Source organism: Pseudomonas sp. WC2, from assembly GCF_050586545.1.
Taxonomy (GTDB): Bacteria; Pseudomonadota; Gammaproteobacteria; order Pseudomonadales; family Pseudomonadaceae; genus Aquipseudomonas.
In genome coordinates this window covers 242,458-268,258 of record NZ_JBOBDR010000003.1, presented here as the reverse complement: position 1 = coordinate 268,258, position 25,801 = coordinate 242,458, and the positions used below count along the sequence as shown (strand labels likewise).

The window sequence follows — 25,801 nt, the reverse complement described above, 5'->3', positions numbered from 1 at the left end:
GTGGCGTGAGCGGCGGCGGGTTCATTTCTTTTTATCCAGCACGCTTAGCTTTCGGGCCAGATCCAGCGCCACACGACCGCTGTTGACGGTCGGCAGCAGGTGGGTGAAGGGAATGTCGATCAAGCGGTTTTCGCGCACGGCGCGCAGCTGCGAGAGCACCGGGTCGTGTTTCAGCAGATAACGCTTGCGGCTGGCGGGCGACCAGTCGGCGTCGGCCAGCAGAATCACGTCCGGGTCGCTGGCCAGCAGGGTTTCGCTGCTGACGGTGACGCGATACTGGTTTATCTCGGCGAACACATTGCGCGCGCCAGCGGCGGCCAACAGCGTGGTGACGTAACCGCGCTGGCCTTCTGAATCGAGGCCTTTGACTTCACTGTCGAGATAGAACACCGACAGCGGTTTGCCAGGCGCGGCCAGTGCCTGGGCGCGGGCGAGATCGGCGTCCAGCGCCTCGCTCAATTGCCGTGCCTGGGGCTGTTTGTGCAGCAGTTTGCCGAGGGTCAGCAGGTCATTGCGCACATGGGCGAAGTAATCCAGTGAATGCCCGTTGCAGGCGGATTCCAGCAGATACGAACCCACGCCATTGCGCGCCAGTCCCGAGCGCGAGGTCACGCCATCACCAAACGCCGTGGCAAACCCGCCAATCACCAGATCCGGCTTCTGCGCATACAGCACTTCGCTGGCCGGGTATTGCCGGGCGATCACCGGCACGCCGAAATACTCCGATGGCCGCTGACCGGCCTCGGTGTCATCCAGATACGCCACGCCCACCAACGACGAACCGGCGCCCAACGCCAGCACCAGATCAGCGGCATGCTGATTCAGCGCGACGATGCGCGAAGGCCGCGCGACGCTCCAGGTTTCGCCGCAGTTGCGATAACTGTCGGCCAGCACTGGCGATGAACAGAGCAGGGCGCCGATCCAGCATACGAGCGATCTCATGGCCGCGCCTTGATCAGCAGATCTTCGACCACTTCACCGCCGAGCAGATGCTGCTCGACCAATCGCTGCACATCTTCGTCGCTGTGCACGCCATACCAGCAGGCGTCCGGATACACCGTCAGCACCGGGCCGAGGTTGCACGGAAACTGACAGTGCGTGCGCGTCAGCAACACACCGCCGGGGGTTTCGATGCGATCGTGCGCCAGCAAATGCCGGCGCAACGTCTTCCATAACTGTTGGGCGCCGCGCTGGGTGCAGCGCGGGCCGGTACAGATGAACACGTGGCGCGCATGCTCGGGCACATGCGACCAGTCCGGGTGCGTGTCGACACCGTCGACGGTTTGGATGTCACTCATCAGAAGCGGTACGTGTAACGTACTTCGGAGGTGAATGGCCGGCCAAGGTTGTCGACGTTGCTCGAGCGGCTGGTGACGTAATCGCGGTCGAACAGGTTTTCGACCAACAGGCTCACGCGGTGCTGATGGGCATGGTCGAGGTAGCGATAGGCGTCGGCATCGACCACCGAATAGTGGCCGTATTCGACGTGTTTCGAGCTGATCACGTCGCGGATATAGCGGATCGCACCGCCGGCGCCCCACATGCGCGTCTCCGACTCGTAGCCGACCCGCGAACGGGCGAAGAAGCTTGGAATGTCATTGATCGTCACGCCGTCGCGGGACTCGGTGAGGTTGCGGGTCATGTCCGCTTGCAGGCTCCATTGATCGTTGAGCGCGAGTTTGGCGTCGGCCTCGAAACCGCGCATCTGGATCTGGCCCTGACCGTTGACCCACTGGATATCGTCGAGGGTGATCAGGTCGTCGATCTTGCGTTTGAACAAGGTCACGCTGGCGCTGAACTCACGGTCGAGCAGCAGGCCTTTGTAATCGACACCGAGTTCGGCGTTGCGGCTTTTCTCCGGTTTGAGGTTGCGATTGCCGATCTCGTCGCCCGGCTCGTTGACGAACAGTTGCTCGGCGTTCGGCAGTTTGTACGCCGTGCCGTACTGGCCGCGCAGGGCCCAATGGTCGTTGAGGTCATACAGCGAAGTGAGCATGCCGACCGTGGCGCTATCACCGCCGCCCATGGCTTCATGACGGACGCCGATGCTCGGGTGCCAGTCGGGCAGGGCGTCGATTTGCGGGCGCAGTTGCGTGTAAACGGCGTGCGCTTCGGCCTTGTCGTTGTCGATGATCAGCACATCGTCCTGACCCTTGAACCATTGGTTGTCCGTACCGAACACCAGCACATGCCCGCCGGACAATTCAGCTTTGCCTTCGGCCTGCACGCCCCAATCGGTGAAGCCCCAATAGTCGTTGTGGTTGATGACTTTGGTGCCACCGCCCTCGACGTTGTTGATCCGGGTGTAGCGCGTGTCCCAATCGTTGATGTGGCCTTTGACGAAGTAGCTCAGGCGCTCGTTGACGTTCTGTTCGAAGGTCGCCGTGGCGATCTGCTGTACGCGGTCGTTGGTGGTTTTGTGGTTGTCGACCGGGCGAGCGAAATCGAGGTTGGCGTCGGCATACTGGTAGAACAATTCCAGCCGCGAATCATCGCCGAACGACTGGATCGCCTTGCCGCCAAACGTGGTGACTTCGTAGGCGCGGTTCTTCTCGCTGACGTTTTTCAGGTCGCTGTTGCGATAGGGCTGGTAGCCATCGGAGACGTTGTGGCTGACGTACGCCAGCAAGCCGAGATCGCCGAAGCCATTGCTGAAAATGTTCTCGACCCGCGCATCTTCAGTGGTGCCGCCAAACGTATCGACGCCGACGTTCACCTCACCGGCGCCTTTGCGCGATTGCGGGCTGCGGGTGACGATGTTGATCACGCCGGAGACGGCTTGCGTGCCGAACAACAGACTCTGCCCGCCCTTGAGCACTTCGATGCGTTCGATGGCGTTGGCCGGCAGGGTGTCCAGGTACAGACCGCCGTACAGACGGTTATTCAGGCGCACGCCGTCGAGCAGGATCAGCGTGTCGTCATTGCGTCCGCCCAATAGCGAATAGGTGCCGTAGTCGAACGGGCCGTTTTTCGGCGCGACATACAGGCCGGGAATGAACATCTGCATCACGCGGCTGACGTCAGCGCTGGGGCCGGCGCGTTCGATCTGCTCGCGACTGACGATCTCGACTTTGCTGCCGTAGTGCGCCATATCGGCGACGGTGGTGGACTCCACTGACGGCGCGGAAACGATTTGCTGATTGAGTTCCAGCGGTGCGTCATCGGCCAGCAGAGCAGGGCTGAACAGACAGCTGAACACACAGCTGAACAGAAGGGTTGGAACAGAGGTGTTGAAACGTCGAATCATTGTCTTCTCGAAAAGGATCTTCGCAGAAGAGCATGCAGGAGAAGGCACCGCGCACACGCCGACACCGGCCCATGCCCGCCCACCGCAGGATTTTGCCAAACGAAATTCCAGGCCGGTCTCCGGGCTCGCGCGTATCGAGGCTTTCACCTTCCCATGGCCGTCTGGCCACAGTGGTGTATCGAAAGCATCACGCGCATACCGTTGCGGGGGCAGCACCGGACTCGTTCAAACAGAACCTACCGGTTTCCCGTTTCACCCCAAGCACGGCGGCAGGGGGCACCTGAAACAGGCCGGCATCTGAACATTCGACAGACCGTTCGTCAACTTGCCTGCCAGCGCCAGGTCCGCGGAGCGCTGCGACTTTGGAAATAACTACTAAGGTCTATAGCGGTAATCACCGCAATATTTCCGTGGCGCCAACAACGGCCATCCAATAGTGCTGAGGGTTGAACAAGGAGGTTCCGATGACAGGCGCAAGCCACCAATCCTTTCCGGGATTCGCGCCCCATTTCAGGCGTAACGCGTTGCTGTTGGCCGTGGCCAATGCGCTGCTGTTGAGTGAAGCCCAAGCAGCCTGCGGGCCGCTCGCGGCGGGTGCTTATAACGTCTCGCAAACCTGTTTGCCCACTGCCGGTGTCGATGCCTCGATCAGCACTCAAGCGGGCACCACCATCACCACCACCGCAGGCTCTTCGCTGAACAGCCGTGGCAACAACGCCAACACCACGCTGAGCCTCAGCGGCACGACGGTCGACAGCACGCCACCGACAGCGGCCAACGCAGTGTTCGCCAACGTCATCGGCACCACCGGCAATGCGACGCTGACCGTCGACGGCGGCACCAACACGGTCAACATTGGCGGCAGTGGACTGGACGCCTTGGCGATCACCAATGCCAGCACTGGGTTGTCGACGTTTTCGGTGACCTCGGGCACCACGCTGAACATCCTCAACACCGTGGTCGGCAACGAACACGATGGCATCGACGTCAGCGCTAATGGTGGCGGGGCGATCAATCTGAGCCATCAGGGCAGCGGGCAGATCACCTTGCTCGGCGGCAACGGCATCTGGACCAAAGCCACCGGCAGTGGCGAGACCAACGTCAACGTCGGCGCCGGGGTGAGCATTCTGGTCAACAACGATGATGCGTTGTCCGCCGGCCTGCCGATTATCGACGACACGCTGCCGACTGCGGGCATTGGCAACCATGCCGGTGTCCATACACGCGCGGTCAATGGCAACACCACCGTGGTCACCGCCGCCAATGTCCAAGCCATCGGCATGAATGCGTTCGGCGTGTTTACCGAGGGCGGGGCGGGCAATACCAGTCTGACCAACAGCGGCACGCTCAGCACCAGCGGCCTCAACGGTTTCGGGATCCGCGCGTTCTCCAGCGTCGGCAGCATCGACATCGTCAACAGCGGCGCGATCACCACCACCGGCGGCGCCGCGCACGGCATCTACGCCAACGATAACGTCGGCGCCACGGGTTCGATCAGCATTGAAAACAATGCTGCGATCACTGTCGGTGACGCTGCCAATAGCGCCGGTTCGCGGGCGATCTACATCATCAAACGCGGCCCCGGCGATGCCACCATCACCGGCAGCGGCAATCTCACGGTGTTCGGCAACCCCAACACCACACGCGGCTACGGCATCATCGTCAGCGCCGAAAACAACAACGTCCTCATCGATTATTCCGGCAACATTTTTGCCAGCGGTTTTGGCGCTGGCGGTATTCGGGTGGATTCGACGGCGGGCAACGTGCGGGTTGTTTACAGCGGTGATCGCATCGAAACCCTCAACAGCAACGCCAACGGTATTTATGCCTCGACCCAGTCACCGACCGGCACGGTGGACGTGAACGCTGGCGGCACGATCATCACCCACTCCAACGCCGGTTCTGGCGATGGCACCGGGATTGGTTCGTTCGGTATTCAGGCGCTGACGTTGGGCGGCAATGTCAGCGTTGCGTTCACCGGGCCGCTGATCGACGTCAACGGTCAGGGCGCGGCGATTCTGGCGGGTAATGCCTTCAACGGTGGCAGTGGCGTCGGCACGTTGAGTGTCAATAACAGCGGCGAATTGATCGCGCGCGGTGACCAGCAGCGCGGCATTCGCACGCTGACGGTCAGCGGCACTCAAAGCGTGGTCAACAGCGGCGCGATTCAGGCGTTCGGCGCCAGCGACAGTCAGGGGATTCTCGCCCAGGCGTCGGGCGCGGCCAGCGTTCTGGTGAACAACAGCGGGGCGATCACGGCGCGGGGCACGGGCTCGTCGGCGATTGACGCGCTGACCGAGGGCGGCAGCGTCAACGTCAGCAACACCGCGACAATTCAGGGCGGGCGCGCCGACAGCAGCGGGGTTGCCTTGGGCGGCGCGAGCCAGACCTTGAACAACTCAGGGGCGATCAGCGCACTCAGCGATTCGGCGGTGCGTGCCGACGCGACTACACCCGGGACCACGTTCAACCTCAACAACACCGGGCAGATCACCGGTTCGGTCAACGCCGTCAGCGCCTCCAGCACCGTGCTGAACAGCGGCACCTGGACGCTGCGCAACTTCGCCGCCACCAGCGGCAGCGGCACGCGTGACAGCTGGGGCGTGGCGACCAGCAATCTCGGTGTGGCGGGCGACAACCGCATCGACAACAGCGGCACGATTCGTCTGGCTGCGCAGCCAGCGTCCGGCATCGGCAATTTCAGTACCACGGGGGCGTATTTGCCTTTGGGCCAAACCGCCAACACTCCGACATTGGGAGGCGCGGTGCAGGGGCAATTGCTCGGCGTCAACAGCTTCACTAACAGCGGCACACTCGACGTGTCGGGCGGCGGCAGCAGTGTCGGCAATGTGCTGTTGATCAGCGGCGCAAACAGCGCCGGCAGTGATGGCGGCGGGGTGTTCGTGTCCAATGGCGGGCGGCTGGTGCTCAACAGCACTTTAAATGAGGGCGGCACGAACAGCCGCTCCGATATGTTGGTGGTGGACTCGACCCGCACTGCCAGCGGCGGCGCCACCGGGTTGGCGGTGACGAACGTCGGCGGCTTGGGTGAGCTGACTCAGGGCAACGGCATCGCGGTGGTCGAACTGCTGAACAAAACCGACGGCGCCAGCGATCCGAATGCCTTCCGCCTCGCTCGCCGGGTGGTCGCCGGGCCTTATGAATATCGCCTGCAACAAGGCGCCGAGGACGGCACCGGCAACGACACCTGGTATCTGCGCTCGGACGCGCCGATCCCCGATGATCCGCCGGCCCCCGATCCAACCCCTGCGCGCGTGCCGAACTTTCGCCCGGAAGTTTCACTGTACGGCGCGTTGCCGGCATTGGCGTTGGTCTACAGCCGAACCATGGTTGACACCTTGCACGAGCGGGTCGGTGAGGAGCGTTTGAACGCCGGGGAGCCGTTGCCCAAGCAAGATGAATCGACATTGGCGCCGACGATGGGCTGGGGTCGAGTGATCTACCGCAGCGGCAAACAGGACGGCGATGGCAAAAACATTCTGGGCAATACGCCGGAATATAACTACGACCTGACGGCGTTTCAGGTGGGCACTGATCTGTATCGCAAGGTCCGCGCCGATGGCAGCCATGAGCAGGCCGGGGTGTCGCTGTCAGCGGGGACCATCGATGCTGGCGTCAGCCACTACACCCGCCGCGCCGCCGGCGACGATACGTTGCGCGCTTACGGGTTGGGCGCGTACTGGACGCATTTTGGCCCGTCCGGCTGGTATCTGGATGGCGTGTTGCAGGTCAATCGCTTCGACATCGAAGCCAAACCCAACGACCTGGAAAAACTCAAAACCCGCGGCTGGGGTTACACCGCATCGCTGGAAAACGGCTACCCGTACGAGTTCGACAAAAACTGGTACGTCGAGCCGCAGTTGCAGGCGATTTACAGCTATGTCGATCTGGACAGCAGTGATGATGTCGGCGCGAAAGTCCGCTTCCGCGATGTCGATTCGCTGATTGGCCGGCTCGGTGTTCGCATCGCCAAAGACTGGGACACCGAAGGCGTGGATAAGAGCGCACGGCGCACCAACGCGTGGGTTCGGCCAAGTGTGTGGCATGAATTCAAGGGGCAGCCGAAGACCGAGTTTTCCTCGGAATCGGGTTACGTGCCGTTTGGCGCCGATATTCAAGGCACCTGGGGCGAGGTCAATGTGGGCGTGGATTACCAGGCCAACCGGCGCACCACGTTTACCGCTTCGGCGGGTTATCGCCAAGGGTTCGATGGCGACAGCCACGGGTACGACGCGATGCTGGGGTTCAAGATCAATTTTTAGGATCTGCGCGTGAACCGAGAAACCCTATGGGGGCAGGGTTGCCAGCGATGGTGTTGGGTCAGTCGATGGAGATGTTGGCTGTACTGGCCCAATCGCTGGCAGACCCGCGTCTACCCCTTTGGGGGTACTCACTCAGCGTAATAGGAAGTTTTGCCACGATCCGCATACTTGTCAGGCCTTTGACAAAGCCGTCTGCTTCCTGGCCAGGAGGCTCTTTTTCCGAAAAGGTCTGACAATGAAACTGGAACTCGTACAGCTGGCGGGTCGCGATGGCGACACCGCTGACAACCTGGAGCGTATTCTGCGCGCCATCGGCGAGCGTGCGCCGGGCAGCGATATTGTGGTGTTTCCCGAAGCGTATCTCACCGGTTTTCTCGACCACGACAACCTTGCTGAATGCGCCGAAACCGTCGACGGCGATTGTGTCGCAGCCATCTGCGCCGCCGCCCGCGAGTACAACGTCGCGGTGGTGGTCGGCCTGATCGAGCGCGCGGGCGAGCGCTTTTACAACACCACGTTGTTCATCACCCCGGAAAGCGGCGTAACCCTGCGCTATCGCAAGACCCACCTGTGGGTCGGCGAACCCGGTCTGGTGCTGCCCGGTGACCGTTTCACCACGGTGCAATGGCGCGGCGTGCGCATCGGCCTGTTGATCTGCTACGACATCGAGTTCCCGGAAAGCGCCTGCGCACTGGCCGCGCTCGGCGCGGAACTGATCCTGATCACCGACGGCAACATGCAGCCTTACGGCCACGTGCATCACACCGCCGTCGCCGCCCGAGCTCAAGAAAATCAGCTGTTCGCGGTGATAGTCAATCGAGTCGGCGAGGGCGTGGGCGAAGTGTTCGCCGGCGGCAGCACTGTCGTCGATCCGTTCGGCCAGCGCCTGTTCGAGGCCGGTGCGCAGGCGTGTCGGCATGTGGTCGAACTCGACCTCTCGCAGATCGCCCCGGCCCGCGCGCTGTATGACTACCGCGCCGAAAAACGCTTGCATCTCGCCGCGCAAATCACGGAACACCCGGACGATCGCCGAACGCTGCTGATCCCCTGAGCCTTGCGGTTTCCCACAACAACAATATCGCGGCGCACGGCCCATCGAGGCCGATCCGCCAGGAGCTCCCCATGACCCTCAAGCGTTTGCTGCACCTCGGCGTGTTCACTGTCTGCGGGTTGGCCGCAGCCGTCAGTTGGGCTCAACCCGCCACGGTGAATTTCTACAACTGGTACGACTTCATCGCCCCCGAAGCACCGAAAGACTTCGAAAAGGAAACCGGCACACCGATGGTCCTCGACACCTTCGACAGCGCCGAAGTCATGCAAAGCAAGTTGATGGTCGGGCGCAGTGGCTACGACGTGGTCGTGGTGACCAACAGCGCGCTGCCCAACCTGATCAAGGCCGGCGTGCTGAAGGAACTCGACAACAGTCAGTTGAGCAATCGCAGCCATCTCGACCCCGACATTCTCGCCAAAGTGGCGCAGAACGATCCCGGCAATCGCTATTCGATTCCGTACCTGTGGGGCACCACGGGGATTGGCTACGACGTCGATCAGATCAAGAAGATTTTCGGCGACGAGGCGCCAACGGATTCATGGGATCTGATCTTCAAGGAAGAGAACATCAAGAAACTCAGCCAGTGCGGCGTGGCGATGCTCGATTCGCCCGGCGAGATCATCCCGATCGCCTTGCACTATCTCGGTTTGCCGCCCGACAGCACCAACCCGGACGACTACGCCAAAGCCGAGGCGTTGATGCTGAAAATCCGTCCGTACATCACCTATTTCGATTCGTCGCGGTTCATCACCGATCTGGCCAACGGCAATATTTGCGCGGTGGTGGCGTGGTCCGGCGGGGTGTTCGATGCGAAGACCAACGCCGAACGCGCCAAGAATGGCCGCAATCTGGCGTATCGTATCCCGCGTGAAGGTTCGTCGGTGTGGATGGAGACGCTGGTGCTGCTCAAGGACGCGCCGCACCCCGAGCAAGGCATGCAATTCATCAACTACATGATGCGTCCCGAGGTGATCGCGAAAAGCTCCAACTACCTCGGCTATCCGAACGGCAACAAGAGCGCGCTGGCGTTTGTCGATGACAAGCTCAGGACTAACCCGGACGTCTATCCGCCGGCCTCGACCCTGGCCACGTTGTTCCCGTCGCAGCCGTTGCCGCTGAAGATCGAACGGGTGCGCACGCGGGTCTGGAGCAAGGTCAAAAGCGGCACTTGAACCACGCTGTGCTGCTTGCCTTCGGGCAAGCAGCAAATGATGGCACTTTAGGATTGCTTTGGGCTGACGATACAGAGGCAAATCCATTTGCTGTCGTGAGTGCTTCATGAAGAAGATTGCTGTCCTGATGTTCGCCGTGCTGGTCATGGCCGGCTGCACCAATCAGAAATTCAAACCCGAATACCGCACCCAGATCCACACGGTGAAAGTCATGCCGGCGACCTGGGATCCGAAGGCGATCACCTACATGGGCCGCGAGCAGGCATGGGGCGCCGCCGTCGGTGCTGGCGTCGGCACCGGCATCGGTCTGGCTTCCGGCGCATCGAAAGCGGCAACGGCAGCGTTGGGCGGCGTCGGTTTTGCCGCGGGTTTGAAGGCTGGCGATCTGGCGTCGATGTCGACCACCGATGCCATCGTGTACAACATGGAAACCGCCAACATCAATTTGGCCGAAGTGGTGAAAAAGAGCTTCGAGGAACAACTGGTCGCGTCTGGGCGTTTCAAGATTGTCGGTGATAACGAACCCGCCGATGCGCAGATTGACCTGGCCGTAAACAATTGGGGTTTCTCGCTGACCCAGGGCTTCAGCAGCGTGGTCTACCCGACCATCAACGTCACCGCTGCACTAAAGCGCGGCGGTGAATTGATCTGGCAGCGCAGCGAGGCAATCACCCCGTTCAACGGCGCCAACACCTACGGTTACGAGCCGCTGCGCTACCGCACCGAACCTGAATTGCTGCGCACCGCATTGACCGGTGTTTCGCAAATCGCCAACCAGTACCTGATCAAGGATATGAACGAGTAACCGCCGCCGGCGCCTCGATGCGCGCGCTGATCCACTCACGGCTGTAGGCGAGCACGCTCTGCGCCATGGCCGTGGGGAAGTGGATGAAGCCGTGGGGCGAGGAGGGCAGCGTGTACACCTCGACTGGCGCCGAGGCTTGCCAGCGTTCGGCGAGCAAGCGGGTGTCGTCGCGCAGCGGATCGAGTTCACCGGCAAACATCAGCGCCGGTGGCAAACTGCTGAAGTCACCGTAGAGCGGCGACAAAGTGGGCTCGCGGCGTTGTTCATCGGTCAGCCCCGGCGTGAGCAGGCGCAGCGCTTCGACCATGCCGGGGCCGTCGAGCACCAGCGTGTCCGGCGGCGCATTGCGTACGCTGGGCGTGCCGGTGAGGTCGTAGACGCCGTAATACAACAGCGCACCGTGGATGCGTTGCAGCATGTCCGGCCACTGTTTCAGCGCCAGCAAAGTCGCAGCGGCGAGGTGACCGCCCGCTGATTCACCGACCACCACCACGGGCAGACCTTGAAACTCGGCATCGCTCAATACCGCGCGAGTCGCGTTCAAACAGTCTTCCAGCAGGCCTTCGATCGGCGTCGACACTGCCAAGCTGTAATCGACCGAGACCACAGTGACGTGGCAGGTTTTGACGATGGCAACGTTGAAGTTGTCGTCCATCTGCGCATTGCCGATCACCCAGCCGCCACCGTGAAAATCCAGCACCACGCCTTTCGACGGGCCTTGCGGACGGATGATGCGCACCGGTACCGCGCCCATTGTTTTGCTTTCAGCTTTCAATCCGTGCTGGCGCAACTTGCCGTCACCGCCGATCTGCCCGACTCGCAGCAGCGCCTGAATCAAACGCGGCGTAACGCGATTACGGATCTTGAAACGCGGCAGCCAAGCGAGTTTCTTGTTGAAGGCGCGCACCTGCGCTAACTCACGCTCGCCCTGCGGCCACGGCGCTGCCTTGCCCCAATTGGCGTCGGTCATGTGCGGTTCTTCAGCAAGATGGAGAAATTCAACGCCGCCGCGACGCACAGCCACGCCAGATAAGGGAACAGGATCAAACCGGTGATCAGGTCCAGTTGCAACGCCAGCACCACCATCGCCGCGACCACCAGCCACAGCAATACCAGAATCACCATCGCCGCCAACACCTGATGCGCGCCGAAGAACACCGGCGTCCACAGCGTGTTCAAGGCAATCTGCGCCGCCCACATCGCCAGCACGGTTTGACTGCCCGGGATCAGGCTCAAGCGATAACCGGCCCAGGCCAGCAACAGATAAATCAGCGTCCACGCCACCGGAAACGCCCAGTTCGGCGGGGTAAAGCGCGGTTTGTTCAGCCCTTCGTACCACGGCCCCGGTTTGAACATGACGCCCGTGGTTGCCGCTGCGGCGCAGGCCAGAAGAAAAATGAAGAAGGTCATTGCCGGTCCTTGGCTGTGTTCAGCCGGTTGTGGGTTATAAGAAAGGACGCCCCGACGCGCGAAAAGTTTGCAGGGAAAGTGAAATCGACGAGTGTCAGCATCCAGCGGGAACTAAAATTCTGACCGGAGCGTCAGGATGTTCAGTCCCTATTCACTGACGCGGATAACACCATGTACACCTACGACATCGAATACAAATTCAACGGCGAGCCACGCACATTCCTGCTCGAACTCAAAGAGCCGCAACTGGCGGCCCACGAAGCCGCCATGCATGTACTGGAATTGCACCTGGGTGACGCCGAAAACAGCCTGGTCATGCCCACCGCCGATTCCACTCCGGAGCAGATTATTGAACAGGCCGAACGGGTAGGGCTGACGGATATTCGGGTGGGCAGACGCACCAATTAAGCCAGGCCATGCGCTGCTGCACGCTTAAGCTTCCATGGCTTCGCGTTCAGCAGCGACGTTCGCGCGCTCTGCGTAGAACCCTAGAAACTCCTCCGCTGGCATCGCCTTGCCGAACAACCAGCCCTGACCGAAATGCACGCCGTGATCACGCAAGTAATCGCGCTGGGCTTCGGTCTCGATGCCTTCGGCGACGATCTGCAGGCGCAGACTCTTGGCCATTTCGATGATGTGGCCGGTGACGGTGCCAGTCGCGGCGTCCTGTTCGATGTTGTCGACGAACGACTTGTCGATTTTCAGCACGTCCAGCGGCAGTTGCTGCAAATGCTGCAGGCTGGAAAATCCAGTGCCGAAATCGTCGATGGCGGCCAGATAACCCAGCTCGCGGGCGTGATTGACCGTCGTGCGCGCCGCGTCGATCTCGACGAAACCGCGCTCGGTCGCCTCCAGCCAGATTTGCTGTTGTTGCACGTCGGCCCGGCGCAACGCCTCCTCGAGTTTCGGCAGGAAGCGGCCGCTGCTGACGTCCTTCGCCGCCAGATTGATCGCCACGTGCAGGCTGCGCTCCTTGACCAGCAACGGGCCGAGGTCGTGCATCACGTTGTCGATCACTTGATCGGTGATCGGCAGAATCAAACCACTGTGCTCGGCCAGCGGAATGAACGCGTCCGGGCAGACCCGCGTGCCGTCCGGGTGTTGCCAGCGCACCAGTGCTTCGGCGCCGACGCAGGCGCCGTCGCTCAGACGCATGATCGGTTGGTAGTGAACGACGAACTCACGGTTGCGCACCGCCAATTGCAATTCGGCCAGCGGCGACAGGCGTTGGCGCGTGCGGCGCACGATCAGCAGCACCAGCAGGCCGGCGAGCAAGCCGCCGATGGGCAGCATCAATAGCTCCCGGCGGATCAGCCCTTGCATCAGTTCATGGCGCGACAGCGCGGCAATCGCCACCCAATCGCCGCTGTGCACGAGGGTGTAGAGATAACCGTCGTCGAGCCCCGAATGCGGGCCGGAATGCACCCGCGCGAGGAAGTGTTCCGCACCCGGGCGCGAGGCGCTGACCAGTTGCCCGGCCGCGGTGCCGACCGCCAGATGCAGATCCTCGTCGAGAGTCACGTGCAGGAACTGCTGCGGATCGACCAGCACATTAAATGCCGCGTATTGCAGGGCCATCATCGGCTTCGCCGCAACGATCCGCGACTGCACGCCGAGGGACACGCGCACGCCGTCTGCGGTGATGAAATCCTCCTGCCACGGCGTCGCATGCTGGCCGACCGCGCCCCACGAACCGCAGGCGTAAATCTCTTCTTCCACGTAACCGATCGACTTCACCGACAGGGTGTTGATGGTCAGCAGCCGCATTTCGTCGATGCTCTCGGGCGTGCACGGGGCGAGGGTCGAGCCAGCGATGCTCTTCAGCGCCCCGGCCGCTTCAGTGAAAGTGCCGTTGGCGCGGCTGGACGCCACAGCGGCGAGGGTTTCCAACCGCTGCTGCGCCGCCGCCAGATTCAGCACCCAGGCGACATAACCCATCAAAAGAACCGGAAGCAAGACACACGGAAGGCCCAGAAGAATGCTCTTCCAGACAATGCGTTTTTTGTTCATTTGTCGCCACCTTGGCCTCAAGGCCTGTGACGTGCGCACAGCACGGCTGTTTCCAGCCACATCAGAATATCGCCGCTGGGGTGGGCGAATATTGCTGCAGATCAACTATTCCACTGCCTGACCCCAATCCCCTTTGGGAGCGAGCTTGCTCGCGAAAGCGGTGGCTCAGTCACATCACCGCTCAATGACCCACCGCCATCGACAGATGGACAATTCACGCACTCCACGGCCCATTCGCGCAGGCATTTCCGTGCGGCGCGAATTTGTAATATTCGGTCTAAATCCGGTGCAGATAGTAGTCAGCCCAACGCTAACCGAAATGAGGCTGCACCGTGTTCCAACGTCTGCTGTGTTCGCTGTCCGTACTGAGCCTGTCCATCGCCGCCGCCCATGCCGCCGAGCCGGTTCTGCTCGACACCCCGCGCCTGAAGGGTATGGACAATTTCCGTGATGTCGCCGGTACCACCACCGCGTACTCCACCGCCCACGATGGCACCATGCGCGCCGGGGTGTTTTACCGCGCCAACGCCGTGACCCCGACCGCTGCAGACCTGGCGATCCTCAACGGCCTCAGCATCAAAGCCGTCTACGACCTGCGCACCCCCAGCGAAATCGCCGCCACGCCGGACACAATGATCAGCGGCGCGACTTACCAGAACATCGACATCATCGGCAGCACCACCTCCGGCGCAAACATCACCACCGTCTCGTTCAAAAGCGCCGCCGACGCCATCGCCATGATGGAACAGACCAACCGCGCCTTCGTCAGCGACGCCGGCATGCGCGGTCAATTCAACAAACTCTTTAACGAACTGGCGACGACCGACGGCGCACAACTGTTCCACTGCACCGCCGGCAAGGACCGCACCGGCTGGACCGCCGCCGTGTTGCAGAGCATCGCCGGTGTCGACAACGCGACCATCATGGCCAACTACCTCGCCACCAACGACTACACCGCCGCCCGCGTCGCCGCCACGTTGAAGGCGATGCCGGCAAGCATGGCCTCGGTCTACGCGCCGCTGCTCGGCGTGCAGGCCAGCTACTTGCAGGCCGGTCTCGACGAGGTCACCGCCGAATACGGCAGCATGGACAACTACCTCAAACAAGGCCTCGGTCTGTCGCAAGAAACGATTTACGTCCTGCGCGGCAAACTCGTCGAATACAACAGCCTGCCGGGTCAGGCCGGGCTGATCGGCAACGCCGCCGCCGGCGCCGAACTGCTCCGCCAATTGCAGAACACCGAACTCTCCGGCACCTACAGCGCCTACAACTACTACCTGCAATCGGCCATCGACGCCGGCACCCTCGGCGGAGTCGAATCCCAGGTCGGCGGTCAGGTCCACGCCGACGCCGCCAGCTACCTGCTGCGCCAAAACGCGATGATCGAACAAGCCGCCGCACCATTCGCCAGCGGCAGCGACCTCAAAGTCGGCCAGTACCGCCTCTGGACCACTGCGCTCGCCGGCTACCTCGGCACCGACGGCTCGGCCCACGCCGAAAGCAGCAACGAACACAGCCAAGGCCTGATGGTCGGCATCACCCAACGCTTCAGCGAACAACTCAGCGCACGCGGCGGATTCGGCTACAGCAAAGGCTCGGTCGGCGGTGCAGGGGGCGAAGCCGATACCGACTTCACCTTCCTCAACGTCGGCGCCCGTTACGGCTTCACCAGCCTCGAACAAGGCCTGTTCCTCGACGCCAACGCCAGCGCCGGCTACATCGACTACGACAGCAAACGCGAGCTCGGCGGCGGCCTCGGCACCGCAAAAGGCGACACTCACGGCAACCTCAGCGGCGCCACCGTCGCCCTCGGCTACCGCGCCCCGGTCAACGGCATGACCTTCGAGCCAAGCCTCGGTTTGCGCATCAGCCACCTCGACCTCAACGGCTTCACAGAGAAGGGCAGCGAACTCTCCCTCGACGTCGACGACAACACCGCCACCCGCCGCAGCGCCGTCGCGAACCTCAACGTCGCCTTCGCCCCCGTGACGATGGGCGCATGGCAACTGGTGCCGGGCGTACAAGTGGGCTACGAACGCACATTGGGCGACAACGAAGTCGACAGCCAAAGCCACCTGCTAGGCCTCGACATCGAACAACGCGCCGCCTTCGACAACCGCGACCAATTCAGCGGCGGCGTCAACCTGATGGCCAACCTCGGCGCCCTCAGCCTGGGCGCAGAAGTGGGCGCCAATGGCGGCGGCGACAGCCACGGCTTCAACTGCGGCCTCAAGGCTAGCTACGCGTTCTAAAACAAGTGGGGTCAAGGAAGACCCCACTCCAACAAACACCCCAAAAACCACTGTGGGAGCGAGCCTGCTCGCGAAAGCGCCAGACCAGTCAACATCAACATTGACTGACCCACCGCGTTCGCGAGCAGGCTCGCTCCCACAATCAGCATTCCAACCTAAGAACCGATCAACCCCGCCCGCGCAACTCCGCCGGACTCACCCCAAAAGCCCCCTGAAAATACTGACAAAACCGCCCGACATTACTAAACCCAAACCGCAACGCCACCTCCGTCACCGACCCAACATCCCCGCACTTCAACACTTCATAAGCCCGCTCCAGCCGCACCTGCCGCTGATACGCCACAATCGACGTCCCGACAAACCGCCGAAACCCCTCCTGCAACGCCCGCTGACTCACATTGCTCAACCGCGCCAGATCCACACCACTCACCAACTGCTCCGGATGCGCCTGAATAAACTCCACCGCCAACTTCACATGCCGAGGCGCAACCATCGCCGTCGGCCGCCGCAACGCCTCGGAAAAGTTATGCGGCCACGCCTCCAGCACCGCATCAATCAACATCTCGCGCAACCGCGACGGCATCAACGTCCCGCTGTTGATCAACGCATCAAACTCCGTGCCCGTCGCCAGATCGATCAACGCCTTGATCCCCTGAAACGCCGCCGAATCCAGATTCACACTCGGCGCAAACACAATCCGCTCAAGAATCGGTTTGCCCAACAGCGCCGCCAACCGCTCAGTCAACTGATGTCGACTGATCGACATCCCGTGATGCGCATGATCATCAAGAAAACGCATCGAACGAATGTCCGCCTTATCAATCGCCAGCCCAACCTGGCAGACACCAACCGACTCGGTCACATGGCTGAAAACGATCTTGCCCGCCGTAGGAATAACAAACGTGATCTCATCCTGCGGATCGGGAAAGGCAACCGTGAAATCCCCGCGATAATGCATCCGCCGAAAACTCACCCCCTCATGCCGCCCATATACCCCACCAATCAGGATGTTCGACGGCAACGGCGGATTGTCGGCATAACGATTACCAAACAACTTCGAAAAAAGTGCGCCGAAGTCGTCCGAACGGAGATTGTCGGAGCGCAGGATAATTTGCTGGCGAACGGGAGACGGAAACACCTTGGCGGCACCTTCGGTTGGGGGCTCTAGGACAGGGGTGAGGGGTAGGGCGCCGACGAGGTTAGCAGAGGAAATATGACCGGTTTGTGACAGCCGGAAACATGCCGTAACACCGCCGCGCCACGTTTAAGCAAAGGACACTCGGCAGCCAATCGCCGACATGGCAACCTGCTCGCCACTGTACTCAGCAAGCAAACACAGGCACCGCGCCAAGCCCCAGCCCCTGTTTGCCCAGCCCTGAAAGCCCAAAACATCGGAGCGGCAATGCAAGCCAACACGCAAACACTCCCCATCACCCTGACCCCGGAACTCGACTTCGACCAAACCGCCGCCAGCGCTTTCGGCGAATCGCTGACCCGCGAATACACCCAAGCCACGCCATTCCCGCACATCGTCATCGACAACTTCCTGCAAGCCGACGTCATCGCCAGCATCCGCGAACACTTCCCGGTCGAACCGACCAACAACGAACAAATCTACGAGCGCGGCTACAAAGGCCAACTCAAACGCCAGATCAGCCCCAACGCCTGCAGCCCCTACCTGAAGAACGTCTTCAACACCTTCAACTCCGCGCCGATGCTGGAATTCCTCGAAAAACTCACCGGCATCCAAGGCCTGATCCCCGACCCTTACTTCGCCGGCGGCGGCCTGCACGAAACCAAAACCGGCGGCTTCCTCGGCGTGCACTCGGATTTTCGACTAAACAAAAAGCTTAACGTCGAGCGACGGCTGAACGTGATCATCTACCTGACCGAGGACTGGCAGGAGGCGTACGGCGGCAACCTGGAGCTCTGGGATGTGGGCATGAAGAAATGCCTGAAAAAGGTGCTGCCGATTTATAACCGGTGTGTGATTTTTAATACGGATAAGGACAGTAACCATGGGCATCCGGAGCCGTTGACTACGCCGGAACACATCACTCGACGGTCGATTGCGCTTTATTACTACACGGCGAGTGGGGTGGGGGGGGAGCCGGGGCAGAGGAATAAAACGCACTATAAGCCTAGGCCGAAGGATCGGTGGAGTTTGGGGTATTACGTGAGCAAGGTTTTTAGGAAGAAGGGGTGAGGGTTGCACTCGTAAATTCAGCTGTTTTGTTGAGTGTCGGATGAAATCGGCTTGATTGAGTTAGGTCTGCTGCTTTAGTTCACCATGCATCCAAGCTCGAAGGGCGGCTTTTGGCCCGAAGCGGACGGTAATAGAAGGAATTGTCCAGAATCGGGTAAACGTCTAGGCGGAAAATGCCCACTTCCCTACTGTTCCCGCTGGGTCAACATAAAGGGCGGGGTAGAATGGATGAGATGGGGGAGTTTGCTTTGTTGCGAACAGCGTCCCCCATAGAACTCAGCGTTTCGCACACCGCGTGGCCTGCGTTGATTCAACAGTCGCTCTGCCAGACGCTCAACTTCCTGGCGCTTTCAGCGTGAGCGAAGCGCCTCTAAGTGAAGGCGAAGCTTGGATTCAACAATGGCCTTTCCACCTATCGTATTATCATAGAAAAGCGTTCTAAAACCTGAGATATCGAACGGTAGTCTGGTGCGTGTTCGGTCGCTCAGCAAAATGGTCGGCTTGCCAATACCATGGGCATAACCTACCTCGTAAAACACATTAGGGTTGTCGGGTGTTACATCTGCAATTATGAGTGCTGAAGAATTAATTGAGCTTGTAATGTCTTCAAGAATTTGGCCGGAAGTATAAAAGTCATCCCCGCGTATCACTCTGTAACCAAACTCTTCACAAAGCGGCTTAATAACATCATTGTATAAAATGTTGAAGTCTGGGGTGAATTGCATGACGACAAAGCAGAGTGGTTGCTCTGCTTCAATTTTTAAGTTTCTGAATTTAACTTCAGTATTGCCCTGCATGAACAGGCCAAGTTGCCCTCGTCTCATTGTGCGATTGATAGAGATAATTCGAACGCCATCAACAAACATGTCAATACTTGATCCAACTACGCGAACACTCAATGAGATCCACTTCTCCGTTGGCACCTTAGACCCTTGGCCAACACCCATGACGGGTTCCCAATTATAATTCCTAAGTGCTGCGATACCGTAAGGCGCTCCTAAATTATTAACTCCTATCGCCAAATCTAGCTCAAAAGTTTGGCTTTCTGTTGGGTTGGCTGCTGTGCCAGTAGCTTGGGGAGAAGAAATTTCTGCTGGGAGAAGAATTTCGCAGCTGCCAGAGTCATCACTTATGTAAACCTCCCACGAAACTGTTCCTTGCTCAAACTCGATATTCGACCTAAGAAAGGTATGCGGAGGTATAAGTTTCTGCTCTGGTGAGTTAGTCACGAATGCAGGAGGAATTAGCGGGCGAACAGGTATGTGGGTGATTTCGGATGCGCCAATATCTGCGTTTCCAAAGGTTACTACCCAGTTTTGTTTAGTTATCAAGTAGTTTTCTCCTTATGAGATGGAATAATCGCCTAGACATCTTATCAGTGTTTCAGGTTTTCGTAGAGATATCGCGAGCCTGGGAAGTTGAAATAGGAAAAATACTATTAGGGTACCTCCAGCTACATTACGCGAAACGGAAGGTTCGGCCGAAAAATGCGGAGAAGAGATGATGACGATTTTGGCAATTGTTGCAGTGGTTGGGATATTGTTTCTGGCAGTCGACTCCTCCGAATTGTTCGGAGTTCTCGTACAACGCTTTTGCTCAAGCCCATGCCCGCATTCAATTGGCAGGCCCACGGACCCAGCTGTTGCGCCAATGGTTGTACATCAGTAGCGAAGCAATCGGCCCTTTGGGCCGATCACTACCATTCCCGAAGGATCGCTACCGGCCCAAAGCCGCCCTTCAAGAATGGCGGCTATTGGCTGAACCAGTGGTGGTTTCTAAGAGAAAACCATGAAGGAATCATGGCATTTCCCTCGGATAAACATAACTCAGCAAGCGCGTTTAAATTACACAACCCGTTACGCCACAAAGGCTACAACGCCTTGCGCCGTTGCCTACGCGTACGCCAGAATCCGCCGGCATACGCGACTATGCAGCGGGCTATATCGTTTCCCCGTCACTGAAAACAGTGATCGGGTTTGGTAGCCCGGTGTTAGTTGTACAGCCCACTGTCGTCGAGATTTCTCGCTCAATTATGGTGGCCATGTATAGGGCGTCCTAGGGCGCGCCGGATCCTAACACCCGGTCTACCAACCTCTGCATGGCCGCCACCCTTCGTTTGGTAGCGAAAGGGTGAAGCCTCCATTAAATGTGTTAGGAGCTTCATCTATGTTCAAAGTAACGCCAAACCCACCGGACGCCGATCCGATCCCGTATGACCCAGCGCTTGAGCCTCAAAAGATAAAAGAGGCGACCGACCGCGCCATCAACTTCTATCTCAACCCCGGCTCACTGAAGCTTTCAATCCCTACCCGCAAATCCAACAAGATCTTTCTGGTCGATCCCGCCGTGGACGAGGAAACCTTGCTCGTCGAAGCGTGCGAGTCGTTAGCCGCTGCCAGTGACATGGCGCGTGATATTGGCGATGTCGTTGACCACTCTCAGCGGCGGGCCATGCTGATGCTGCATCAAGTGATCATGCTGAGTGAGCTGATGGTTAATCGAATCCTGGATGGGCGCCGCTTGCCGCACTAGTTGCTGGCTCGTTTACGGGGATGCCGCGAGCTCTGTGCAGGCGCTGCCATAGGTTGCGATTTTGGAAAGCAGATCAAAAGATCGCAGCCTGCGGCAGCTCCTACAGGGGAGCGGTGTTCATTTGGTAGTCGTTTTTCTTGGAGTGCCTTCGTGGGTGCTTGCTGGAGATTCAGTTGATGTCCGAAACCACAAACAGTCCGCCGGAGACAGATCCGGCGTCGCCATATGAATCACTTAATTCGAGAAAGCTTCACGCGGCGGCGGAGCGGGCGCTCGATCATTATCTTGTGCCTGAGAAGATCATGGCCACGCCTTATAGCCCCAGCACTTTGTTCATGGTCAACCCGCAGTCCGACACCGAAACCTTGCTGGTCAATGCTTGTGAGTCTTTGGCTTCGGCGACGGTGATGCTGGGTGATTTTGCCGGGATGCTGGAAGGGCCGAATCGCAATACGCTGTTGGGGATTGCGCAGGTGGTGATGTTGGGGGAGTTGGCGGTGAACAAGGCGCTGGATAACGTCGAGCTGAAGGCTTCGGCCTAGCGTTTGTGCCTGGCTGATTCGGAATAAACGGCCAGGGTGCAAGCTCCCTGGCCACACAATCAACGCGCCGCTACCAACGTCACCAACGGCTTCGGCGCATCCAGCGTGCTCTGAAACACCGGCACGTATTCATCTTTCATCATTTTCCCCTCCAACGCCCGCTGGTGTTTCGACAAGCTGCCGATCTGGCTATCGGTGATGGCGTAGGTCGCGGCGCTTAAGCCCCGGTCTTACTTACACACGGCATCCGCCACACGATAACCATCCACCAGCGGTGCTTTGCTCACGTCCAGTTCGATGCGGCAGCTCTGTTCGGCTTTTTCGCCCCATTTCATTTGGTAGACCTTGCCTTCACCCACCGACAGCAACACTTGACCGGCCTGGCCGACGACGCCGGCGCTGGCGCCTTTTTCGTTGGTGATGGGGGTGCCGAACGGCGGTTGTTTGCCGTCCTTGAGGCGCACGTTGAGCAGGGCTTTTTCCGAGCGGCTGGCGGCGAAGCTCGCTTTGACCACGGCGCCGCGACGGGGCACGACGTTGGTCACGCCTTCTTCGATGTCGATGTTGTTGTCCAGTTCGCCAGTGTCGAGGGCCACGCGGTTTTTGCGGTACGGCGTGACGTACGGCACGAGGGCGTAACCCTTGGCGTTGGTGAGGGTGCCGGGGGCGTTGAGGACGCCGACGTCCGGGGTGTCTTTGACTTCGACCAGGGCCACGGTTTCGCCGAGGGTCTGGCCGAATTCGAGGCCATCGCTGTGGCCGAGCACGGAGCCTGCGGCGCTCACCGAGGTCTGGCGATAGCCGCTGCCGACGCTGACGCCCGCGCCGAGTTGGGCGAACGGTGCGCGGTAGCCGATCAGGGCGGAGCCGTTGTTGCCGCCGTTGTCGGAGCGGTTGGCGTTGACGTTGTAGTTTAGGTTGCCGTCGCGCCCGCTCAGGCCGGCACGCTGGTCGAGGCTGCCGTCGTTGTTGCGGGTGACGGTGTAGGTGCCGGTGCTGCGCGTCTGGCCGATGGGCATCGACACGGTGAACACCACTTGATTGTTCTGGCCGAAGTTGTCGGTCAGGGTCTTGCTCGCGTAGATGCCGTAGGTCACGCCCTTGTGTTGGGTGTTGAAGCCCAATTGCATCTGTTTGTCTTCGCGCGAGCTGCCCCAATAGTTCTGTTTGCTCATGTTCAGGTAGAACGAGCCGTAGCTGTCGAGCGCCTGGTTGATGCTGGCTTCGACTTTGCTACGCTTGGAGAAAGTGTTGAATTCGTTCGGTTCCTGCAGGCTCACCGCTTCATCAAAGTCGCGATAGCCTTCGGTGGAATAGCGATAGCCGGCGAAGCGTACCGAGGTGCCGGTTTCGAAGGCCTTGCCGTAACGCACGCCAAAACTCTGGCCTTTTTCTTTGCCAGCCGCGACCCCGGAGCCGCTCGGCACGTCAGTTTGCGCTTGGGTCACGTCCAGCGACACCGCGCCGAGACTGCCGAGGCTTTTGCCCACGCCGATGACGCCGGCACGATAGAAGTCAGCGCCCAACAGGCCGCCATACAACGTCAGGTCGAACGGCAAACCGTAGGCCAGCGACGCTTGGGCGAAGACCGGACGCTGGCCGCCATCGACGGCGTTGTACTCACCGGCGGTGGCACTGTAACGCCAGGTTTTTTCCCGCAGCATGTTGGCCAGCGTGGCGTACGGCTGGGTGAAGCGCCGCTCGCGGCCATCGGCTTCGGTGATGATGACTTCGAGGTCGCCGCTGCCCGACGCTGCGTTGAGGTCGTCGATTTCGAACGCACCGGGCGCCACGTACGTGGTGTACAGCGAGTAGCCGTTCTGGCGCACTTCGACTTTGGCCTGGGTTTCGGCGATGCCGCGAATGATCGGCGCATAACCCTGCATCGAGTCCGGCAACATGCCCATGTCGGACGCCACCTGAGCGCCGCGAAACGGAATGCTGTCGAACACGTCGCCCGGGGTGAAGCTTTCGCCCAAGGTCAGGGTGCCTTTGATCGCGGTCAGGTCGCGCTGCGCGTAGGTGTTGCTGCGCTGCCAGTCCTGCTGACCGTCTTCATCCTGACGGAACGAGGAGCTGGAGCGAAAACGCCAGTCGCCGAGGTTGAATCCGCCGTTGGCGTAGAGGTTGTACTGCGTGCCGCTGCCCCGCGCATCGGACTGGGTATTGGCCGCCGAGAACTGATAGTTGAGCATCGCCGCGTTGATCCCGCGATCCCATTCTTCGGGAGCGACATAACCGGCGGCGTCGCGGCGCAGGGCGATCTGCGGCACGCTGATGTCGAGGGCCAGACGCCCGGCGTCGAAGCTCACCGAAGCGCCTTCGATCAGTTCGGCAAGGTCGATGCACGCGGGGAATGTTTCGCCCGGTGTCAGGAACGCATCGACCTTGACCCCCAGCTCCTTGAGAAACGCTTCGGACAGACACGCGCGCACCTCAGCGCTTTTTACGTCCTTGGCGAAGGTCATGTCGCGGCGGTCGAAAAAGCTCTGGTTCAGACGGATCACCACCGGATACGTGCCGGGGCCGATGCTGCCGCTGTTGGCGATCGCGTCCAGATCGAGGTTGGGCCCAGCGCTGGCGCCGCCGAATGGCTGCATGAAGCTGGCATCAAACTTCGCCGGCTCGTCCGCGCTCGCCGAGCTGCCCATCAGCGCCGCGAGGATGGCGACCGACAGATGCAATGGAACAAAAGGCGCGGACTGACGATGACGGTTCAGGGCTTCGATTCGCATGACAATACTCAACACTCGGCCGCCACGCGGCGTCGGCAGCGTGCAGGCGGGTTCGCAAGGAAAGGGGTGGCGGTGTTACGGGGCGCTGCTCAGCTCGACTTTTTTCGGCTCGCTGTAACCGCCGTAGTCGTTGATCGCGGAGAACACCACCGCGGCGCTGCGGCCGCTGAAACCTGGCAGCGCGTAACGCTGGCTGCTCATCGGCGCGACCATTTTCGGTTCGTTGACTTCAACCACTTGCGCGCCGGCCTCGACTTTTACGCCGATAAAGGACACGTGAAACGCTGTCGGGTTGTTGACCACCAACACCGGTTTGCCTTGTTCCTGTTGCAGGCTCCAGCGCAGTTGCGGCGGTGCCTCGATCGCGCTGCCCTTGAGGGTGGGCGGGCGATAGAAGACTTTGATCCGCGTGCGCATGGCGATTTTCAGGGTGTTGGCGTCGGCCTTGCCGGCCAGCGGAATTTCCTGGGCGTTGAAATAGAAAACCGATTCGCGGTCCTGCGGCAGATCACCGGGGACTTTCTGGATGCGCACCATTTGCTCTTTGCGCGGATCGAGGCGAAACAGCGGCGGGGTGGCCACGAACGGGGTGGCGGTGGTGTTGTCGTCGGCCTCGGTGTTGATCCAGGCTTGCACCGCGTAGGGCTCTGCCGTGGTGTTGCTGACCGTGATCGAGGCATCGCGTTTGTTGCCGTCGTACACGATGCGCGTGCCGCCGAGCATCACACCGGCCTGGCTGAAACTGCTGAGCAATGTCGCGCTCAACAACACGGCCAATACCGATGCGGTTTTGAAGGGGGAAATTGCTGGGTTCATTGCGTTCATCCTCTTGTCGGCACGGCCACAAAAAACCGTGGCAAAGGGAAGGGCATCCGGCGGCGCCAATCGCCGCCGGCTGCAGACCGGACTTACTGGTAGTCGACGGTAAACGCGGCTTTGGCGTTGGCCGGACCGGAAGTGGCGGCGCCGGTGGCGACGTAGTTGGCGGTGAAGCGCAGCGGCTGGGTCAGGTCCAGATAAGGCGAGGATTCCAGGCCCAGTTGCACGTCTTTGCCGGACGCATCCTTGATCTGCACGGCGACGTTGGTGGCCACGCCGGCTTCCGGCAGCAGGCCGATCCACTGGCCGCTGGAACCGGCGTTGCCGCTCAGCGAAAGGAACTTGACCACGGCTTTCTTGCCGGTGACGTTGCAGCCCGGTGCGGTGGTGTCGATGGTCAGGGTGAACGCGCCGCCACCCGCCACTGCGCCGGCCGTGGCCAGGGAGGTCGCCGGCACACTGCCGAGGCCGACGTCGCCGGCACCGGCCGAACCGTTGAGGTCGGACACCACGACCGGGCAGGTGTTGTCGGTTACGCTGCCGACAAAGTTGATTTCACCGTCGGCGGCCATTGCGGCTTGCGAAGCAGCTGCCAGAACCAGGGCCAGGGACAAACCTTTGAGCGCAAAATTTTTCATGATCACTTCCAGATATTGAGTAAATGTCCTTGAGCCCGAAGGCCCTGAGACGGATCGACGTCGCCATCCCGTCGGGGGCAGAGCGTGGCGTCTGAGGCT

The 25,801-nt window shown here is 60.5% G+C and carries 20 protein-coding genes and 1 riboswitch; of the genes, 9 read left to right on the top strand and 11 right to left on the bottom strand.

What is annotated here, in order from left to right; genetic code table 11:
- Positions 1–21 precede the first annotated feature (21 nt).
- The 3 genes from ACQ4OE_RS05105 to ACQ4OE_RS05095 are packed head-to-tail and all read right to left on the bottom strand — an operon-like array spanning position 22 to position 3,247.
- On the bottom strand, positions 22–942 hold the full coding sequence (locus ACQ4OE_RS05105) for an ABC transporter substrate-binding protein (RefSeq protein WP_430945954.1): 921 nt from the start codon (positions 940–942) through the stop codon (positions 22–24).
- On the bottom strand, positions 939–1,298 hold the full coding sequence (locus ACQ4OE_RS05100; RefSeq protein ID WP_430945953.1) for a (2Fe-2S) ferredoxin domain-containing protein: 360 nt from the start codon (positions 1,296–1,298) through the stop codon (positions 939–941). The genes ACQ4OE_RS05105 and ACQ4OE_RS05100 overlap by 4 nt, the downstream gene beginning before the upstream one ends.
- Positions 1,298–3,247, bottom strand: coding sequence for a TonB-dependent receptor plug domain-containing protein (locus ACQ4OE_RS05095; RefSeq protein ID WP_430945952.1), 1,950 nt, complete (start codon positions 3,245–3,247; stop codon positions 1,298–1,300). The genes ACQ4OE_RS05100 and ACQ4OE_RS05095 overlap by 1 nt, the downstream gene beginning before the upstream one ends.
- 93 nt (positions 3,248–3,340) lie before the next feature.
- Positions 3,341–3,546: riboswitch (cobalamin riboswitch) on the bottom strand.
- A gap of 165 nt (positions 3,547–3,711) precedes the next feature.
- On the opposite strand from ACQ4OE_RS05095, the gene ACQ4OE_RS05090 reads away from it, so the two are divergent.
- From ACQ4OE_RS05090 to ACQ4OE_RS05075, 4 genes are all read left to right on the top strand, one after another.
- A complete protein-coding gene (locus tag ACQ4OE_RS05090) occupies positions 3,712–7,530 on the top strand; it encodes an autotransporter outer membrane beta-barrel domain-containing protein (protein ID WP_430945951.1) in 3,819 nt (1,272 codons plus the stop codon).
- Between the two features lie 235 nt (positions 7,531–7,765).
- The gene (locus ACQ4OE_RS05085; RefSeq protein ID WP_430945950.1) at positions 7,766–8,581 is read left to right on the top strand and encodes a carbon-nitrogen hydrolase family protein; all 816 of its coding nucleotides are present in this window, start codon (positions 7,766–7,768) and stop codon (positions 8,579–8,581) included.
- Positions 8,582–8,652: 71 nt separating this feature from the next.
- Positions 8,653–9,753, top strand: coding sequence for a polyamine ABC transporter substrate-binding protein (locus ACQ4OE_RS05080; RefSeq protein WP_430945949.1), 1,101 nt, complete (start codon positions 8,653–8,655; stop codon positions 9,751–9,753).
- 106 nt (positions 9,754–9,859) lie between these two features.
- Positions 9,860–10,558 carry a hypothetical protein gene (locus ACQ4OE_RS05075; protein WP_430945948.1) on the top strand — a complete coding sequence of 233 codons (699 nt, stop codon included), beginning with the start codon at positions 9,860–9,862 and terminating at the stop codon, positions 10,556–10,558.
- On the opposite strand, the gene ACQ4OE_RS05070 is transcribed toward ACQ4OE_RS05075, so the two are convergent.
- Both ACQ4OE_RS05070 and tspO read right to left on the bottom strand, forming a co-directional pair.
- On the bottom strand, positions 10,539–11,528 hold the full coding sequence (locus tag ACQ4OE_RS05070; RefSeq protein ID WP_430945947.1) for an alpha/beta hydrolase: 990 nt from the start codon (positions 11,526–11,528) through the stop codon (positions 10,539–10,541). The two genes, ACQ4OE_RS05075 and ACQ4OE_RS05070, sit on opposite strands and share 20 nt — an antisense overlap.
- On the bottom strand, positions 11,525–11,968 hold the full coding sequence (gene tspO, locus ACQ4OE_RS05065; RefSeq protein WP_430945946.1) for a tryptophan-rich sensory protein TspO: 444 nt from the start codon (positions 11,966–11,968) through the stop codon (positions 11,525–11,527). Before tspO ends, ACQ4OE_RS05070 begins: the two co-directional genes overlap by 4 nt.
- Before the next feature lie 171 nt (positions 11,969–12,139).
- Between tspO and ACQ4OE_RS05060 the strand changes: the two genes are divergently transcribed.
- Positions 12,140–12,376: a hypothetical protein gene (locus ACQ4OE_RS05060; RefSeq protein ID WP_122595616.1), complete on the top strand. Its 237-nt coding sequence runs from the start codon at positions 12,140–12,142 to the stop codon at positions 12,374–12,376.
- Between the two features lie 24 nt (positions 12,377–12,400).
- On the opposite strand, the gene ACQ4OE_RS05055 is transcribed toward ACQ4OE_RS05060, so the two are convergent.
- The gene (locus ACQ4OE_RS05055; protein WP_430945945.1) at positions 12,401–13,978 is read right to left on the bottom strand and encodes an EAL domain-containing protein; all 1,578 of its coding nucleotides are present in this window, start codon (positions 13,976–13,978) and stop codon (positions 12,401–12,403) included.
- A 332-nt stretch (positions 13,979–14,310) separates the two neighbouring features.
- Between ACQ4OE_RS05055 and ACQ4OE_RS05050 the strand changes: the two genes are divergently transcribed.
- The gene (locus tag ACQ4OE_RS05050; RefSeq protein ID WP_430945944.1) at positions 14,311–16,230 is read left to right on the top strand and encodes a tyrosine-protein phosphatase; all 1,920 of its coding nucleotides are present in this window, start codon (positions 14,311–14,313) and stop codon (positions 16,228–16,230) included.
- 166 nt (positions 16,231–16,396) lie between these two features.
- Here the strand turns inward: ACQ4OE_RS05050 and ACQ4OE_RS05045 are convergent, their stop codons facing one another.
- Positions 16,397–17,368, bottom strand: coding sequence for an AraC family transcriptional regulator (locus ACQ4OE_RS05045; RefSeq protein WP_430945943.1), 972 nt, complete (start codon positions 17,366–17,368; stop codon positions 16,397–16,399).
- A 264-nt stretch (positions 17,369–17,632) separates the two neighbouring features.
- Between ACQ4OE_RS05045 and ACQ4OE_RS05040 the strand changes: the two genes are divergently transcribed.
- Entirely contained in the window at positions 17,633–18,436 is an 804-nt protein-coding gene (locus ACQ4OE_RS05040; RefSeq protein ID WP_430945942.1) for a 2OG-Fe(II) oxygenase, read from the top strand.
- Positions 18,437–18,786: 350 nt separating this feature from the next.
- Here ACQ4OE_RS05040 and ACQ4OE_RS05035 read toward each other — a convergent pair whose 3' ends face one another.
- The gene (locus tag ACQ4OE_RS05035) at positions 18,787–19,767 is read right to left on the bottom strand and encodes a family 16 glycoside hydrolase (protein WP_430945941.1); all 981 of its coding nucleotides are present in this window, start codon (positions 19,765–19,767) and stop codon (positions 18,787–18,789) included.
- 835 nt (positions 19,768–20,602) lie between these two features.
- Between ACQ4OE_RS05035 and ACQ4OE_RS05030 the strand changes: the two genes are divergently transcribed.
- Together ACQ4OE_RS05030 and ACQ4OE_RS05025 are read left to right on the top strand one after the other, a co-directional pair.
- Complete coding sequence (locus tag ACQ4OE_RS05030; RefSeq protein WP_122595626.1) at positions 20,603–20,968, top strand: DUF6124 family protein; 366 nt, start codon at positions 20,603–20,605, stop codon at positions 20,966–20,968.
- Between the two features lie 176 nt (positions 20,969–21,144).
- Positions 21,145–21,510, top strand: a complete 366-nt coding sequence (locus ACQ4OE_RS05025; protein ID WP_430945940.1) for a DUF6124 family protein — start codon at positions 21,145–21,147, stop codon at positions 21,508–21,510.
- Positions 21,511–21,740: 230 nt separating this feature from the next.
- Here ACQ4OE_RS05025 and ACQ4OE_RS05020 read toward each other — a convergent pair whose 3' ends face one another.
- The 3 genes from ACQ4OE_RS05020 to ACQ4OE_RS05010 form a co-directional block, all read right to left on the bottom strand.
- The gene (locus ACQ4OE_RS05020; RefSeq protein ID WP_430945939.1) at positions 21,741–24,245 is read right to left on the bottom strand and encodes a fimbria/pilus outer membrane usher protein; all 2,505 of its coding nucleotides are present in this window, start codon (positions 24,243–24,245) and stop codon (positions 21,741–21,743) included.
- 75 nt (positions 24,246–24,320) lie between these two features.
- Complete coding sequence (locus tag ACQ4OE_RS05015; protein WP_430945938.1) at positions 24,321–25,061, bottom strand: fimbrial biogenesis chaperone; 741 nt, start codon at positions 25,059–25,061, stop codon at positions 24,321–24,323.
- 92 nt (positions 25,062–25,153) lie between these two features.
- Positions 25,154–25,702: a fimbrial protein gene (locus ACQ4OE_RS05010; RefSeq protein WP_093433268.1), complete on the bottom strand. Its 549-nt coding sequence runs from the start codon at positions 25,700–25,702 to the stop codon at positions 25,154–25,156.
- Positions 25,703–25,801: the final 99 nt, after the last annotated feature.

Coding starts and splice junctions, on each gene's coding strand:
- ACQ4OE_RS05090 (WP_430945951.1), top strand. CDS start 3,712: ATGACAGGCGCAAGCCACCAATCCTTTCCGGGATTCGCGCCCCATTTC.
- ACQ4OE_RS05075 (WP_430945948.1), top strand. CDS start 9,860: ATGAAGAAGATTGCTGTCCTGATGTTCGCCGTGCTGGTCATGGCCGGC.
- ACQ4OE_RS05030 (WP_122595626.1), top strand. CDS start 20,603: ATGTTCAAAGTAACGCCAAACCCACCGGACGCCGATCCGATCCCGTAT.
- ACQ4OE_RS05020 (WP_430945939.1), bottom strand. CDS start 24,245: ATGCGAATCGAAGCCCTGAACCGTCATCGTCAGTCCGCGCCTTTTGTT.
- ACQ4OE_RS05040 (WP_430945942.1), top strand. CDS start 17,633: ATGCAAGCCAACACGCAAACACTCCCCATCACCCTGACCCCGGAACTC.
- ACQ4OE_RS05025 (WP_430945940.1), top strand. CDS start 21,145: ATGTCCGAAACCACAAACAGTCCGCCGGAGACAGATCCGGCGTCGCCA.
- ACQ4OE_RS05080 (WP_430945949.1), top strand. CDS start 8,653: ATGACCCTCAAGCGTTTGCTGCACCTCGGCGTGTTCACTGTCTGCGGG.
- ACQ4OE_RS05070 (WP_430945947.1), bottom strand. CDS start 11,528: ATGACCGACGCCAATTGGGGCAAGGCAGCGCCGTGGCCGCAGGGCGAG.
- ACQ4OE_RS05100 (WP_430945953.1), bottom strand. CDS start 1,298: ATGAGTGACATCCAAACCGTCGACGGTGTCGACACGCACCCGGACTGG.
- ACQ4OE_RS05010 (WP_093433268.1), bottom strand. CDS start 25,702: ATGAAAAATTTTGCGCTCAAAGGTTTGTCCCTGGCCCTGGTTCTGGCA.
- ACQ4OE_RS05055 (WP_430945945.1), bottom strand. CDS start 13,978: ATGAACAAAAAACGCATTGTCTGGAAGAGCATTCTTCTGGGCCTTCCG.
- tspO (WP_430945946.1), bottom strand. CDS start 11,968: ATGACCTTCTTCATTTTTCTTCTGGCCTGCGCCGCAGCGGCAACCACG.
- ACQ4OE_RS05095 (WP_430945952.1), bottom strand. CDS start 3,247: ATGATTCGACGTTTCAACACCTCTGTTCCAACCCTTCTGTTCAGCTGT.
- ACQ4OE_RS05085 (WP_430945950.1), top strand. CDS start 7,766: ATGAAACTGGAACTCGTACAGCTGGCGGGTCGCGATGGCGACACCGCT.
- ACQ4OE_RS05060 (WP_122595616.1), top strand. CDS start 12,140: ATGTACACCTACGACATCGAATACAAATTCAACGGCGAGCCACGCACA.
- ACQ4OE_RS05015 (WP_430945938.1), bottom strand. CDS start 25,061: ATGAACCCAGCAATTTCCCCCTTCAAAACCGCATCGGTATTGGCCGTG.
- ACQ4OE_RS05105 (WP_430945954.1), bottom strand. CDS start 942: ATGAGATCGCTCGTATGCTGGATCGGCGCCCTGCTCTGTTCATCGCCA.